The 16,002-nt window shown below is 50.9% G+C and carries 9 protein-coding genes; all 9 read right to left on the bottom strand.

Translation table 11 applies throughout. The features are described from left to right. Nucleotides 1–47 precede the first annotated feature (47 nt). The 9 genes from rpoC to LK436_RS05565 all read right to left on the bottom strand — a co-directional run bounded on the left by rpoC (nt 48) and on the right by LK436_RS05565 (nt 15,790). Entirely contained in the window at nt 48–3,713 is a 3,666-nt protein-coding gene (gene rpoC / locus LK436_RS05605) for a DNA-directed RNA polymerase subunit beta' (protein ID WP_008399534.1), read from the bottom strand. 19 nt (nt 3,714–3,732) lie between these two features. Next, nucleotides 3,733–7,602: a DNA-directed RNA polymerase subunit beta gene (locus LK436_RS05600; protein ID WP_008399533.1), complete on the bottom strand. Its 3,870-nt coding sequence runs from the start codon at nt 7,600–7,602 to the stop codon at nt 3,733–3,735. A 779-nt stretch (nt 7,603–8,381) separates the two neighbouring features. Beyond that, a complete protein-coding gene (locus LK436_RS05595; protein ID WP_015574713.1) occupies nt 8,382–8,945 on the bottom strand; it encodes a hypothetical protein in 564 nt (187 codons plus the stop codon). Nucleotides 8,946–9,140: 195 nt separating this feature from the next. Beyond that, entirely contained in the window at nt 9,141–10,331 is a 1,191-nt protein-coding gene (locus tag LK436_RS05590; RefSeq protein ID WP_227910206.1) for a M56 family metallopeptidase, read from the bottom strand. Nucleotides 10,332–10,569: 238 nt separating this feature from the next. Then, the gene (locus tag LK436_RS05585; RefSeq protein WP_015574711.1) at nt 10,570–10,974 is read right to left on the bottom strand and encodes a BlaI/MecI/CopY family transcriptional regulator; all 405 of its coding nucleotides are present in this window, start codon (nt 10,972–10,974) and stop codon (nt 10,570–10,572) included. Between the two features lie 325 nt (nt 10,975–11,299). Further along, a complete protein-coding gene (hydF, locus tag LK436_RS05580; protein ID WP_008399522.1) occupies nt 11,300–12,598 on the bottom strand; it encodes a [FeFe] hydrogenase H-cluster maturation GTPase HydF in 1,299 nt (432 codons plus the stop codon). Between the two features lie 151 nt (nt 12,599–12,749). Then, nucleotides 12,750–14,183, bottom strand: coding sequence for a [FeFe] hydrogenase H-cluster radical SAM maturase HydG (gene hydG, locus LK436_RS05575; RefSeq protein WP_008399521.1), 1,434 nt, complete (start codon nt 14,181–14,183; stop codon nt 12,750–12,752). A 124-nt stretch (nt 14,184–14,307) separates the two neighbouring features. Further along, nucleotides 14,308–15,507 (bottom strand): [FeFe] hydrogenase H-cluster radical SAM maturase HydE, encoded by a 1,200-nt coding sequence (gene hydE, locus LK436_RS05570; protein ID WP_008399520.1) that lies wholly within the window; start codon nt 15,505–15,507, stop codon nt 14,308–14,310. A 4-nt stretch (nt 15,508–15,511) separates the two neighbouring features. Then, nucleotides 15,512–15,790, bottom strand: coding sequence for a TM1266 family iron-only hydrogenase system putative regulator (locus LK436_RS05565; RefSeq protein WP_044931917.1), 279 nt, complete (start codon nt 15,788–15,790; stop codon nt 15,512–15,514). Nucleotides 15,791–16,002: the final 212 nt, after the last annotated feature.

Below are 16,002 nucleotides of genomic sequence, written 5' to 3'. Positions count from 1 at the left end.
TAGAGCCGTCACAAGGCTTTATGGCGTCCTTTCAGACGCCTCTGCCTTTACTCCTCGCTCAGTTCATCTTCATTTAATACGATCTGCTCTGCCTCGTCCAACTCTCCGCTCTCAGGATACTCCTGGGACAGGACGGCTTCCTCGCTGCCCATGGACGTCTCAAGCTCCTCGCCGTCGGTGCTCAGCTTGATGGAACGGTATCTCTTCATACCTGTTCCGGCCGGGATCAGCTTACCGATCAGAACGTTCTCCTTCAGACCGATCAGGTTATCCACCTTGCCGTTGATAGCTGCCTCTGTCAGAACCTTGGTGGTCTCCTGGAAGGAAGCTGCGGATAAGAAGGAATCTGTTGCAAGGGAAGCCTTTGTGATACCCAGCATAACCTGGCGGCCCACTGCCGGCTCCTTGCCCTCTGCGATCAGGGCCTCGTTCATATCGTTGAACTCTAGAATGTTCATGGAGGTTCCCGGAAGAACGTCGGAATCGCCGCTCTCCTCAACCTTGATCTTCTTTAACATCTGGCGCACGATCATCTCGATATGCTTATCGTTGATCTCCACGCCCTGTAAGCGGTAAACTCTCTGTACCTCCTGGATCATGTAATCCTGTACGGCGCGCACACCCTTAATCTTTAAGATGTCGTGGGGATTTACACTACCCTCTGTCAGCTCGTCGCCTGCCTCAAGCACTGCGCCGTCCTGAATCTTGATTCGGGAGCCGTAAGGAATCAGGTAAGTCTTGGAGTTTCCTGTCTCGTTGTCTGTGATAATGATCTCGCGCTTCTTCTTCGTGTCCTTGATAGTAGCCACGCCGCCGAACTCAGCGATAATCGCAAGTCCCTTCGGCTTACGTGCCTCGAAAAGCTCCTCGACACGGGGAAGACCCTGTGTGATATCGCCGCCGGCCACGCCGCCTGTATGGAAGGTACGCATGGTAAGCTGTGTACCAGGCTCACCGATGGACTGTGCAGCGATAATTCCGACAGCCTCGCCTACCTGCACCGGCTGTCCTGTAGCCATGTTGGCACCGTAGCACTTAGCGCAGACACCGATGTGGGACTTACAGGTTAACACGGTACGGATCTTCACAGAGTTTCTGCCCTGCTTCTCAAGGGCCTTCATGACAACGGCTGCACGCTTCGGCGTACACATGTGGTTTGCCTTGATCACGATCTCACCTGTATCCGGATCCACGATATCCTCGGCGATGAAACGGCCTGTGATACGCTCCTGGAGGCTCTCGATGGTCTCCTGTCCGTCTGTAAAGCCCTTGATCTCCATATAAGGGATCTCGCCTTTTCCGGCGCAGCAGTCGTCCTCGCGGACAATCAGATCCTGGGAAACGTCTACAAGACGTCTGGTCAGGTAACCGGAGTCGGCTGTACGAAGAGCCGTATCGGAAAGTCCCTTACGGGCTCCGTGGGCGGAGATGAAGTACTCCAGTACGTCAAGACCTTCACGGAAGTTGGACTTGATAGGAAGCTCGATGGTGTGTCCCGTCGTATCTGCCATCAGGCCTCGCATACCGGCCAGCTGCTTAATCTGCTTATCGGAACCACGGGCACCGGAGTCAGCCATCATGAAGATGTTGTTGTATGCGTCCAGTCCTGTCAGCAGGTCATGAGTAAGCTGGTCGTCTGTCGCCTTCCAGGTCTCGATAACCTCTTTATATCTCTCCTCCTCGGTGATAAGACCGCGGCGGAAGTTCTTTGCAATTCTGTCAACCGTTGCCTGGGCATCGGCGATGAGCTTCGGCTTGCTTGCCGGCACAGTCATATCGGATACGGATACGGTCATGGCGGCCTTTGTGGAGTACTTGTAGCCGATGGCCTTGATGTCGTCCAGAGTGATAGCTGTCTGGGTAGCTCCGTGGGTATTGATAACCTTCTCCAGGATCTGCTTCAGCTGTTTCTTTCCTACGTGGAAGTCAACCTCCAGCTTCAGCTCATTGCCCTCGATGCTTCTGTCCACAAAGCCCAGATCCTGAGGGATGATCTCGTTAAAGATAAAGCGTCCCACCGTGGACTCTACCATTCCAGTCTTAACGGTTCCGTCCGGCATCTCCTTCTGCATTCTTACTTTTACCTTGGAGTGCAGCGTTACTTCCTTGTTCTCATAGGCAAGAATGGCCTCGTTCACGTTCTTGAAGGCCATGCCCTCTCCCTTTACGCCCGGTCTTTCCTGTGTCAGGTAGTAGATACCGAGAACCATATCCTGGGAAGGAACGGCCACAGGGCCTCCGTCGGAAGGCTTTAACAGGTTGTTCGGGGACAGAAGGAGGAAACGGCACTCTGCCTGCGCCTCTACGGACAGAGGAAGGTGAACAGCCATCTGGTCGCCGTCGAAGTCCGCGTTGAAGGCGGTACATACCAGCGGGTGCAGCTTAATAGCCTTGCCCTCTACCAGAATCGGCTCGAATGCCTGGATTCCCAGTCTGTGCAGTGTAGGAGCACGGTTTAACATAACCGGATGCTCTTTAATTACGTCCTCCAGCACATCCCACACTGCCGGCTGAAGGCGCTCTACCATCTTTTTGGCGTTCTTGATGTTCGGAGCGTACTGCTTTGCAACCAGCTCCTTCATAACGAACGGCTTAAAGAGCTCAATGGCCATCTCCTTCGGAAGACCGCACTGGTAGATCTTCAGCTCCGGTCCAACGACGATAACGGAACGTCCGGAGTAGTCAACTCGCTTTCCGAGCAGGTTCTGGCGGAAACGTCCCTGCTTACCCTTTAACATATCGGAGAGGGACTTTAAGGCTCTGTTTCCAGGACCGGTTACAGGGCGTCCGCGGCGTCCGTTGTCGATAAGGGCATCCACGGCCTCCTGCAGCATCCTCTTCTCGTTTCTCACGATAATGTCCGGGGCTCCAAGCTCCAGAAGTCTTGCAAGACGGTTGTTTCTGTTGATAATTCTTCTGTATAAATCATTTAAGTCGGATGTGGCGAAACGGCCTCCGTCCAGCTGTACCATAGGACGGATATCCGGCGGAATAACCGGAATAACGGTCATAATCATCCACTCCGGCTTGTTTCCGGAGTTTCTGAAGGCCTCCACTACCTCAAGCCTCTTGATGATTCTGGCTCTCTTCTGGCCGGTGGCATCCTTAAGCTGTTTTCTCAGATCCTCGGAATCCTTCTCAAGGTCAATGCCCTTTAACAGCTCCTGGATCGCCTCGGCTCCCATTCCCACGCGGAAGCTGCCGTAGCCGAAGTTCTCCACCGCATCGCGGTACTCCTTCTCGGAGAGAACCTGCTTGAACTGCAGGCTGGTTTTTCCCGGATCCAGTACGATGTAGGATGCGAAGTAGAGCACCTTCTCCAGGGTTCTAGGAGAAATGTCCAGGATCAGTCCCATACGGCTCGGGATTCCCTTAAAGTACCAGATATGGGAGACCGGGGCGGCGAGCGCAATATGGCCCACACGCTCCCTGCGGACGCTGGCCTTTGTGACCTCAACGCCGCACCTGTCACAGATAACGCCCTTGTATCTGATCTTCTTATATTTGCCGCAGTGGCACTCCCAGTCCTTGCTCGGTCCGAAGATTCTCTCACAGAACAGTCCGTCCTTCTCAGGCTTTAAGGTTCTGTAGTTGATTGTCTCCGGCTTCTTTACCTCGCCGTGGGACCACTCCAGGATCTTCTCAGGGGAAGCCAAACCGATTTTGATTGCATCAAACGTCAATGGCTCATAAGTTTCATTTGTCTCTGGCATGAGCGGTACTCCCTTCTATTTATTCTTCATCGTCAGAATATGAATCATCCTGATCGTTCACATAGTCATCCGTGTAGTCGTCTGTATAACTGTCAGATTCTACAGAGGCCAGCTCTCCGTCCTCCTTGAATTCCTGACGCTGAAAGCCCATGCTCTCGAAGGATTCGTTCTGTGAGTAGCTCTTGCTGTCGCCTTCCAGAATCGAGCGGATGTCGGTGTCGCCGTAGTCAATATTCTCGCTCAGCTCTACCTCGGAGCCGTCCTCCCGCAGTACCCTCACGTCCAGACCTAAGGACTGAAGCTCCTTTAAGAGTACCTTGAAGGACTCCGGTACGCCCGGCTCAGGGATGTTTTCACCCTTGATGATGGCCTCGTAGGTCTTCACACGTCCTACCACATCATCGGACTTAACGGTAAGGATCTCCTGTAAGGTGTAGGATGCACCGTAGGCCTCCAGAGCCCAAACCTCCATCTCTCCGAAACGCTGTCCGCCGAACTGTGCCTTTCCTCCCAGAGGCTGCTGTGTAACCAGGGAGTATGGTCCGGTGGAACGGGCATGGATCTTATCGTCTACCAGGTGGTGGAGCTTCAGGTAATGCATGTGTCCGATGGTAACCGGGCTGTCGAAGAACTCGCCGGTACGTCCGTCTCTCAGGCGCACTTTTCCGTCGCGGCTGATGGGAACACCCTTCCAGAGCTTTCTGTGCTCCAGGTGACTTCCCAGGTATTCCATTACCCCTTCATCCACCTTGTCTTTATATTTTGCCTCAAACTCTTCCCAGGAGGTGTTTACATAATCGTTTGCCATCTCCAGGGTGTCTGCAATATCGTTCTCGTTTGCACCGTCGAAGATCGGTGTGGATACATTGAAGCCCAGAGCCTTGGCTGCAAGGCTTAAGTGAATCTCAAGAACCTGTCCGATATTCATACGTGACGGCACGCCCAGCGGGTTCAGCACGATATCCAGCGGACGTCCGTTCGGCAGGAACGGCATATCCTCAACAGGAAGCACGCGGGAAACCACACCCTTGTTTCCGTGACGTCCGGCCATCTTGTCGCCCACAGAAATTTTTCTCTTCTGGGCAATGTAAATGCGGACGGTCTCGTTTACACCCGGGCTTAACTCGTCGCCGTTCTCCCTTGTGAACACCTTGGCGTCCACAATAATTCCGTAGGCTCCGTGAGGAACCTTGAGGGAGGTGTCGCGGACCTCTCTTGCCTTCTCACCGAAGATGGCGCGCAGAAGCCTCTCCTCAGCAGTCAGCTCAGTCTCTCCCTTCGGAGTAACCTTTCCTACCAGAATGTCTCCGGCACGAACCTCGGCTCCGATGCGGATGATTCCTCTCTCATCCAGATCCTTCAGGGCATCCTCGCCGACACCCGGCACATCCCTTGTGATCTCCTCCGGCCCTAATTTCGTGTCGCGGGCCTCTGCCTCGTACTCCTCAATGTGAACGGAGGTATATACATCCTCCTGAACAAGACGCTCGCTCAGGAGAACGGCGTCCTCGTAGTTGTAGCCCTCCCAGGTCATGAAGCCGATAAGCGGGTTCTTTCCGAGGGCAATCTCTCCGTTGCAGGTGGAAGCGCCGTCTGCGATAACCTCGCCGGCCTCCACATGGTCTCCCTTGTAGACGATAGGCTTCTGGTTGTAGCAGTTGGACTGGTTGCTTCGTGTAAATTTCGTCAGGCGGTATACGTCCTTCTGTCCGTCAGAGTCGCGCTTTACGATGATCTCATTGGAAGCGGAGCGCTCTACCACACCTGCATTCTTTGCCAGCACGCAGACACCGGAGTCAACGGCAGCCTTGCCCTCGATACCTGTACCTACAGCCGGAGCCTCTGTGGTCAGAAGCGGAACGGCCTGACGCTGCATGTTGGAACCCATCAGGGCGCGGTTTGCGTCGTCGTTCTGAAGGAACGGAATCATGGAGGTCGCCACGGAGAATACCATCTTCGGAGAAACGTCCATCAGGTCGATTCTTCTCTTCTGGAACTCGGAAGTCTCCTCGCGGAAACGTCCTGATACGTTGTTGTGAACGAAGTGTCCTTCCTCGTCCAACGGCTCGTTCGCCTGAGCAACCACGAAGTTATCCTCCTCGTCAGCTGTCAGGTAAACTACCTCGTCTGTTACCACCGGGTTAGACGGATCTGTCTTGTCTACCACGCGGTAAGGCGCCTCCACGAAACCGTACTGGTTTACTCTCGCATAGGTAGCCAGAGAGTTGATAAGACCGATGTTCGGTCCCTCAGGTGTCTCGATAGGGCACATACGTCCATAGTGTGTATAGTGAACGTCTCGCACCTCGAATCCGGCACGGTCTCTGGAAAGACCGCCAGGTCCCAGGGCGGAAAGACGTCTCTTATGTGTAAGCTCGGACAGCGGGTTGTTCTGATCCATGAACTGGGACAGCTGGGAGCTTCCGAAGAACTCCTTCACAGCCGCTGTCACAGGCTTGATATTGATTAAGGACTGAGGAGAAATATTCTCCATATCCTGTGTCGTCATCCTCTCGCGGACTACTCTCTCCATTCTGGAAAGACCGATGCGGTACTGGTTCTGTAAAAGCTCTCCCACAGCGCGGATACGTCTGTTGCCCAGGTGATCGATGTCGTCCGGCGTTCCGATTCCGCCTTCCAGGTGCATATTGTAGTTGATGGAAGCGATGATGTCTTCCTTTGTGATATGCTTCGGAATCAGCTCGTGGATATTCTTTCTGATGGCTTCCTTTAACTCATCCTCGCCCTTTCCGTCATTTTCTGCCAGGATATTCTCGAGTACAGGGTAGAATACTAACTCTGTCACACCGATCTCCGCAGGGTCGAAGGAAACATAGGCAGCCAGATCCACCATCATGTTGGAGAGAACCTTGTGATTCTTCTTCTCTCCGGCAATCCATACAAACGGCACTGCCGCGTTCTGGATCTTTGTTGCCAGCTCCTTGTCTACAACCGTTCCCTTCTCTGCCAGAATCTCGCCTGTGGACATGTCGACCACATCCTCAGCCAGTGTGTGTCCGGCGATACGGTTCTTGAAATGGAGCTTCTTATTAAATTTATAACGTCCCACCTTTGCCAGGTCATATCTTCTCGGGTCGAAGAACATGCTGTTTAATAAGCTCTCGGCGCTGTCCACAGAGAGCGGCTCGCCGGGACGGATTTTCTTGTATAATTCGAGAAGGCCGTCCTGATAGTTGTCGGAGGTATCCTTCTCAAAGCTCTTCTCCAGCTTTAACTCATCACCGAACAGGTCGATGATCTCCGCATTCGTTCCGTAGCCTAACGCACGGATCAGGACTGTTACAGGAACCTTTCTTGTCCTGTCCACACGAACATAGAAAATGTCATTAGAGTCAGTCTCGTACTCAAGCCATGCACCGCGGTTCGGGATAACCGTGCAGCTGTATAACTCGGTTCCGATCTTGTCATGTCCAATGCCATAATAAATACCAGGGGAACGTACTAACTGGCTGACGATAACACGCTCTGCTCCGTTGATCACGAAGGAGCCGGTATCCGTCATAAGCGGCAGATCACCCATGAAAATCTCATGTTCGTTAATCTCGTCCTTGTCCTTGTTGCAAAGCCTTACCTTCACCTTTAAAGGCGCTGCGTAAGTCGCGTCGCGTTCCTTGCATTCTTCGATTGTATATTTAATATCATCTTTACAAAGCGTAAAATCTACAAATTCCAGACTTAAATGGCCCGCAAAGTCAGCGATCGGGGAAATATCATCAAACACTTCCCGTAAGCCCTCGTCAAGGAACCACTGGTAAGAGTTTTTCTGAATTTCAATTAAGTTTGGCATTTCCAGAACTTCCTTCTGCCTAGAGAAGCTCATTCTGATACCTTTACCGGCTTTGGCCGGACGCATTCTGCTTTTCTCCATTCGACGTTTCACCCCTGTTTTCTTTCTATGTTTAATGGCGGGTTTCGCGCGCTTCACGATGCGGTTCTCTGTATAGCTTTAGGCGCACGACACCACAATAGTGCATTTTTCATAATATCATGGCTGTGTCAAGATGTCAAGAGGGGGGATGGAAAAATTTTTCTGCGGTCGGGGAACAGGAGAGGGATATTTATTCCAGCGAAGTCACAAATATCCCTCTCCTGTTCCTGGGACGGGTACGGAATTTTTTCTGGTTCTGGGGAGGTTCCTGGTCTGGAGAAGGGAAGAGAGCGGCAAAATTTTTCTGAAGAGGGAAAAAAGCAGAGGGATAGGGAAGGTGAAGATTTCGGGATGGCGGGGGACAGGCGGGAATTGGCTTCTGCGTACAGAGGGCAGAAAAACAGACGAATATTGCAGAAAATGGCACAATATATATAGAATACGCCGCAATGCCTGCACAGGCATTGCGGCGTATTCTGTTATTATTATATTGATTTTTACCCTTTTAGAATTTTCATAGGGCAGTTACATATACGATCAGCAGTATGGCGGACAGAATATACGGGATCCTCTCAATAAGCGTATAGTTTGTCTTCTCCCTGCCTCCCTTTATCTGTAAACAAATCACCCCTATATTGCACACGACGGTCAAACCGGCGATTACTGCGAAATAAGCTTCTGCTTTAAAAACCCAGCAGCATACCATAAGCAGAAAAAGAATGCCCGCTGTAATCCGAATGTATGCTTCTTTGTTCTTCCTATCCTCCATATCCTGCCCCCTACTGAACCTGAATATCAATGTATCCTGGAGTCCATCCTAAAACGCCGTCATTGTTGTAGCCATAGGTGTAATTAATGATAACTGTTACCGTTTTTCCTGCTGGCAACGAACCAACCATCGCTGTAACTATAGCGGCTACCGCAGCAAAGGAAGGTACAGCCGCAGCGGCTATGGCATTAATGATTGCAATTTTAGCCTTATCCTGATCGGAAGGCAGTGTAATCGGCCCTACTTTCCATCCATATGTCTGTCCTATTGTCGGATTCGATGGAAAACTGTATGTTGAAATATTATTGTTGGTATTGTATGCAGAATAAAGTAGCTTAACCTCTTCTTCTGAAAATCCATACTCATGAACCAACAACTTGCAGATCTCTTCATCTGTTAATCCCGAAAATTTCCGCATGGCATCTTCATAATTTTTCTGAATAGTTGAATCATTAAAAGATATCTCAATCCCTACACTGTTAGCATTATAAGATGCATATGCTACAGAGTTCATTGCCAGGCACAGAACTAATAATGCAGAAATAAGTGAACACATTCTTTTATATTTTTTCATTGTCATACCTCCCCATCTTAAATTTTTACCTTCTGTTTACTTTTATCAATCTTACATTTACAAATCTTCAGTATCCATTTTTATCATCTTCTTTCTATTGAATTTATACTTATATTTTATACTTTAATTTTAAGTATATCAATATTGATTTTGCATAGTTTTTATTTATGTTTTTGTACAAATTGTCTATATATCTTATCTAACAGAAATAGTTCCACCTACATGTACTGTTGAATCTGTAGTCCCCACAATCGTTATTTTATATTTTCCTTTTTTTTCTACTTTAAAGTTATATACTATCTGACCATTCAATGAATAAAGGCTTTTTTGTTTTCCTGATGAATCAGAAATACTTATCTTAAATTGATCGGTTTCATTTTCTCCATATGCACTGATGCTAATGGTATCTCCCAATTCCAGAGAAAGCTCTGAGAGTTCTGCTCCTTTTTTTCCAATTAGATCCACAGAAAAGCTGGAAGTTCCCCTGGGGGCAATTTCTATGCTCTGTGTGATCGTATCGTTTCCCTCCTCTTCTACTATTTTTGAAAAGACATTTCTCACCTCAGAAACTGTTTCAAATACCGTGCGTTTCTTATCTTCCCTCTCTTCCAGTATCTTTCCGGTCTGTATCACTGCGGCGTTCGACGCCAGCACCGCCGCCGGGCTAGCGATAGCTAAAATACAGGCTATTGCAGCCATGCAGGCCGCGCTTTTCTTTCTTTGATTTAACGTATTTTCCAACCTCCTGATAATAATATTTTTTTTAGAAGCCTTCAGGGCCGACGCCGAACATCCTGCCAGAAAGGATGTGGAAGTTTCCCCTATCAGCTTTGCGTATCTTTTCTTTTCATGCCCCTCTATCAGGCTGATTACCCTCTCATCGCAGGACAGCTCGCATATATCGTAGAACTCTTTTACCAGAATCTTGATTACCGGGTTAAACCAGTAAACGATACTGATCAAACCGGCCATATTTTTAAAGAGGAGATCCCCTCTTTTATAATGGATTCCCTCGTGCAGGAGGATCAGCTTTATTTCTTCCGGCGTGCAGTCCTCGCTGTTTACCATAATGACCGGCCGCGCGCCGCCGTACAGGATGGGGGTATCTAACCCTCTGCACAGCTTCACAGGCGGCATTTTTCTTATTTTTAGAATCCCTCTGACTTCTTTAGCCTGCTCCTGTATGTTCCTCCTTGCCTGCTCTGAAAAATGCTCCTCATTTCTTTTAATCTCCCTGCCAATCCTGTAATTTACAAAGGCGCCCCGGAAAACGCCTGCCAGTATGCCCACCAGCCATAAGATCCCCGCTGCCTCAATGAATCTCACAATCCAGCTATCCGGCCATCTGAAAAACAGGCTCCTCCACCCGAGCTGGAAGCTGTACATATACTGAAAATCTTCGCTCTCCATTTCCAGAACTTCTATGCCTCCTATCCCATTCTGAAAAAGACATGCGGTTAATGCCATGGCAGGAATCAGGAAAAATATAAATACCACTTCCATCAGCCGCAGCAAGAAGTCCATACTATAAGATTTAAACCGCTTCTCCATCCAGAATACCAGCAAAAAAATTCCCGTTCCCGCTATCGAAATCGTAAACATCATCAAGACATAATATGGCATCCTACTGTTCCTCCAGTTTTTTCAGCAGTGTGTCAATCTCCTTCTTTTCCTTTTCTGTCAATTCCTCCTTTCCGCAAAACATTCCCAACAGCCCCGCCATAGAATCCACACCCAGATACTTTTTCATCTTTTCCTTCATCAGCGCTTTCTCATACTCTCTCTTCGTCACGTTTGCCCTGTATCTGTAATTTCTTCCCTCCTTCTTAACCGTTACATAGTTTTTCTCTGCAATATGGGCCAGCACTGCAGATACAGTCCCTCTGACGATCGGAAATCGCCGGTAAAGTTCCTCCGACATGATTCCCTCCGGCTTTTCCCAGATTACTTCCATAAATTCTCGCTCCTGGGGCGACAACTTTTTCCTCCCCCCAAGCCCCCTGAGTCCTTCATCCGGCATCCTTCCCATAAAGTTTCCTCCATTCTTGCTTCCATTCGCCTGCTGTCCTGACCCTGGTGTATTCATTTCTGAAAGTCAGGCAATTCCTTATATACTTAAATTAACATCTTTTTTATAAGTATTCAAGCAGTATTTTTATTTTCTATATTACAGCTTATCTTTCATCCGACTTTGTGCAGCTCCCTTGTACCAAAACATCTTAAACGGGAACTGACAGCGGACAGAAAAAGGCGCCGCATCAGGGTTTCCCTTTCTGAATTCTTCTGGGAAATCCGCTGCTTTACAGCGCCTTTTCTCTCTTTCTATTTTCTCTTTCTATTTTTGCTTTAATTGCTCACAGCATTTCCCGGATGTCCGGGAAGGGCTCGACGCTTCTTTTCAGAATCCCGTTCATGTGGGCGATGGCAATTCCGTAGTTGGTCATGGAGATCTGCTGGTCTTCGGCACATTTCAGGCGGTATTTCATCTCCCGGGCGTTTAACATACAGCCGCCGCAGTGGATGATCAGGCTGTAGGGGCTCAGATCATCGGGGAATTCGGTGCCGGAGGTGAAGGAAAACCTCAGCTCCTTTCCCGTGTGCTTCCTGATCCAGGCAGGGAGTTTTTCAGTGCCGATGTCGCCGCACTGGCGGTGGTGGGTACAGCCCTCACAGATGAGAATGTGTGCTCCGTCCTCCAGGCGATCCAGGGCGGCAGCGCCCTCGACTGCGGTTTTTAAGTTTCCCTTGTATCTGGCAAAGAGGATGGAGAAGGAGGTGAGGAGGATGTCGTCCGGGACTTCCCCCTTTACCTTTCCGAATACCTGGCTGTCCGTGACTACAAGTTTCGGCTTTTTCCCCAGAACGGCCAGTGTGGTGGAAAGTTCATCGTCCTTTACTGTAACCGCCACGGCCCCTGCATCGAGGATTCCCCGTATTGTCTGCTGCTGGGGGAGGATCAGGCGGCCCTTGGGGGCCGCCTTGTCCACCGGGATAACCAGGACGACAAAATCAGATGGGGAGAGCAGATCTCCTATGAGAGGGACATGATCCCTCCCCTCCTCCACGGTTTTTATGTGGGCCAGGGTTTCTTTGAGCTTCTCAATTCCAAAGCCTGTCCTGGCGCTGACAGGAAGGACGGCTGCGGCGCCTGAAAGGACGGCTGCTTCCCGATTTTCGGTTCCCCTGTCTTCCGGTACGCCTTCCTTTGCTCCCGTTTTGTTCGTCTCTTCCTTATATATGTCCGGGATGTGATTTTCTGTTAAATCACATTTATTGAAGGCAACGACATAGGGAACTTCCTTTTCCTGAAACAGAAAAGCCAGCTCCCTGTCCTCTTTTCTGATCCCTGTCTGGCTGTCTGCCACGAGGACTGCGATGTCTGTCATATTTAAAATCTGTCTTGTCTTTCTCACCCGTCTGCCGCCCAGACTTCCCTCATCGTCGATCCCCGGGGTGTCGATGATGACGGCCGGGCCCAGAGGGAGAAGCTCCATGGATTTTTTCACCGGATCGGTGGTGGTTCCCTTTACGTCGGAAACTACGGCCAGATCCTGACCGGTGAAGGCATTTAAAAGGCTTGATTTTCCGGCGTTTCTGCATCCGAAAAAGCTGATGTGAACCCGCTCTGCGGACGGAGTTTCATTCATTCCCATTTTTTTCTCCTGATTATCTTTACTTGGCTGGTTTTGCTTTTTTGATCCATTCGTTTTTCCTGATCTGTTTCCTGAGCAGGCGTTGTCTGAAGTTTCAGGCGGCTGTTCCCGGTGCCCCGCCTGCCGGCAGACTGATCCGGCAGATGCTTTCCTAGAACCTGAAGTCCCTTCTGCCCTCTGCGATAGCCTTCAGATTCTTTCTCAGAATCTCCCTGACCCTCTCACTGGGCACATTCAGGATCTCTTTTTCTATCAGCTGATCGCCCAGCTTTCTGGTCTCCTCAGAGGCGTAGTCCTCCAGATACTCTTTCAGAGTCATCAGAGCGTTTGGATGGCAGCAGTTTCCAATCTGGCCGCTCTTTAAAAGGCTCATAAAGCGGTCTCCTGTCCTTCCCTCCCTGTAGCAGGCGGTGCAGAAGCTGGGAATGTAGCCTAATTCCATCAGCCATCTCACCACCTGATCCAGCGTGCGGCTGTCGCTTACGTCGAACTGGGCGGAGCTTTCATCCTCCGGCTCCTCCTCGGCATAGCCGCCTACGCTGGTTCTGGAGCCGCCGCTTATCTGGGAGATTCCCAGATTCAGCAGCCGCTCCCTGCACTTGGCGCTCTCCCTGGTGGAGATGATCATTCCCGTGTAGGGAACAGCCACACGGATCAGGGCCACGATCTTTGCGAAGGTGTCGTCGTCGATTCCGTTGTCAAACTCGTCCGGGTCAATGTCGTCGGCTTTCTTCACCCTTGGCACGCTGATGGTGTGGGGGCCGACGCCAAATCGCGCCTCCAGATGCTCCGCGTGCATGAGAAGGCCGGCAAACTCATATTTGTAGAGTTCCAGGCCAAAGAGTACGCCGATCCCCACATCGTCAATTCCCGCTGTCATAGCCCTGTCCATGGCCTCTGTGTGGTAGCAGTAGTTGTGCTTCGGCCCAGTGGGGTGAAGTATCTCATAGCTCTCCCTGTGGTAAGTTTCCTGGAACAGGATGTAAGTTCCGATTCCTGCCTCTTTTAATTTTCTGTAGTTCTCCTCTGTGGTAGCCGCGATGTTTACATTGACACGGCGGATTGCCCCGTTTTTATGCTTAATGCTGTAAATGGTCTTAATGCTTTCCAGCACATACTCAATGGGATTGTTGACCGGATCCTCACCGGTTTCCAGAGCCAGCCGCTTGTGGCCCATATCCTGCAGAGCCGTAACCTCCCGCACGATCTCCTCCTGAGTCAGCTTTTTCCTGGGAATGTGCTTGTTCTTCAGGTGGTAGGGGCAGTACAGACAGCCGTTGACGCAGTAGTTGGACAGGTAGAGGGGTGCAAACATCACGATACGGCTGCCGTAAAATTCCCTCTTGATTTCCCTGGCCAGTTTAAAAATCTGCTCATTTCTCTCCTCATCCTGACAGGCTAAGAGGACAGATGCCTCCCTGTGGCTGATTCCCTTTTTCTTTCTCGCCTTCTCGATGATCGCGTCTATCAGTTCAAAATTTTCCCTGTTCTTTTCCGCATAGTCAAGGGTTTCCAGAATCTCCTGATGGTTGATAAACTCCTCTGCCTTTGATGATTTTGGATCGTACTTTGTACTGCTGTTCATGTCTCTTTTCTCCTCTCTTATTCGGGTCAGGCGGAACTCCTCCGGCTTTCCCTTCAGTATCAGACCGTATCTGTTTTTCCGGTCAGCGCTGCGGCGTTTTTTTCTGTGTCCTGTCAGCCTGCCGTCAGGGACTCACATATCCGGCACAGTCTCCCCGCTCTGCCACAATCTCATATCCGATGGACTCCATGGATTTTCTGAGAGCCGAAAGCCCCTCCGAAGCCTCACATCCGGTGCACAGCTTATTGTCATAGAGGAGATAATTTCCTCTGACAGCTGCCGGCGAAAGGTTCGGCATCACCACATTGGCTCCGCAGAGAATTCCCAGCTCCCGGCCCCCGTCAAACACCGTGCCAAGAGCCGTGGTGGCCGGAAGGAGCACTCTCGGAAGCAAAAGGCGCACCAGCCCCAGAAGGTACAGGGTAAGTTCCAGGCTTCCCGCCTCCTCGCCGGCAAAAGGTGTGGCGTGGTGGGGGAGAAAGGGGCCGATTCCAACCATCTCCGGCTGAAGCTCTCTGAGAAATACCAGATCTTCAGCAAGGTGACGGACGGTCTGTCCCGGTGAGCCGACCATCATGCCGGCTCCTGTCTGGAATCCGATATCCTTTAAGGCACGGAGACACTCTTTCCTGCGCTGGCCGGAAAGCTCCGTCGGGTGAAGCCTCCTGTAGTGCTCCTCGTCGGCTGTCTCATGGCGGAGCAGATAGCGGTCGGCTCCCGCCTGAAACCACTGCTCGTAAACCTCCCGGTCCCGCTCTCCCACAGAAAGGGTAACGGCACAGTCAGGGAAACGCCTCTTTATCTCCTCCACGACTTTTGCCAGTGCCCGGTCTCCTCTTAATCCTTCACGTCCCTCAAAGTTCAGATCCTCCCCGCCCTGGAGCACGAAGGTCCGAAAACCCAGCCGGCGGCCCTCCTCACAGCAGGAGAGGATCTCGTCCGGCGTCAGGCGGTACCGGGATACCTCCTGATTGCTGCGCCTGATCCCACAGTAATAGCAGTCGTTCCTGCAGTAGTTGGTAAATTCAATCAGCCCTCTGATAAATACCCGCTTTCCATAGTATTTTTCCCTGATGCGGCGGGCTGTGCGGAACAAAAGGCCTGCCGTCTTCCAGGTTCTCACAGACAGGATTTCTGAAAACTCCTCCTCGGTCAGCCGTTCTCCTCTGGCCAGACGGGAGAGCAGCTCAAGGCAGCGCCTCTCCCTGTCCCCGCCGGGCACAAAACGGACGTCTCCTCCCTCTCGTTCTGACCTGTCAGAAAACAGCTCTTCCGGGAATATTCCCGCCTTTCCCGTGTAAACCGCATCTGTGATATGTCTCATGGCTTCACTTCCTTTCCTTCGCCTGTTCCTGCCCAGCTCCGGCTTTCGCATACAGAGCCTTGGTGCTGACCCCCGGAATACGGCCCAGCTTTCCCGACAGGGCGCTGATCACGTCCATGGGGGCGTCCAGCACAATGCTGATGATGCTGACATGTTTCTTTTCATAGGGAAGTCCCATCCGGCCGATAATATAGCTTCCGTACTGGTGAAGGGTCTCGTTGACACGCCCTGCCGCCTCCCTCTCCTCAACAATGATGCCTATAACGGCAATCCTGGTTTCCAAAATTCTTCCTCCTTCTGCCTTACACACCTGAATATCCCCAAAAACTAAGAAAGGATCCTGCTTCGCAGGATTCTCCGCCTGCGGCGGGCCGCAAAAGCGGCATTTTCCTTTTCGCCGCAGTGCGATCCCCGCGGAGCGTTTTTATATAACAGGGACGAAGTTTCCTGTTTATAAAAGAAAAGCGCCTCCAAAAGGCGCGCAGACACAGGCCT

It is taken from the genome of Clostridium sp. M62/1 (genome assembly GCF_020736365.1).
Lineage (GTDB): Bacteria > Bacillota > Clostridia > Lachnospirales > Lachnospiraceae > Otoolea > Otoolea saccharolyticum_A.
The sequence above is the reverse complement of the archived record's forward strand: the minus strand, read 5'-3'. Positions and strand labels throughout refer to the sequence as shown.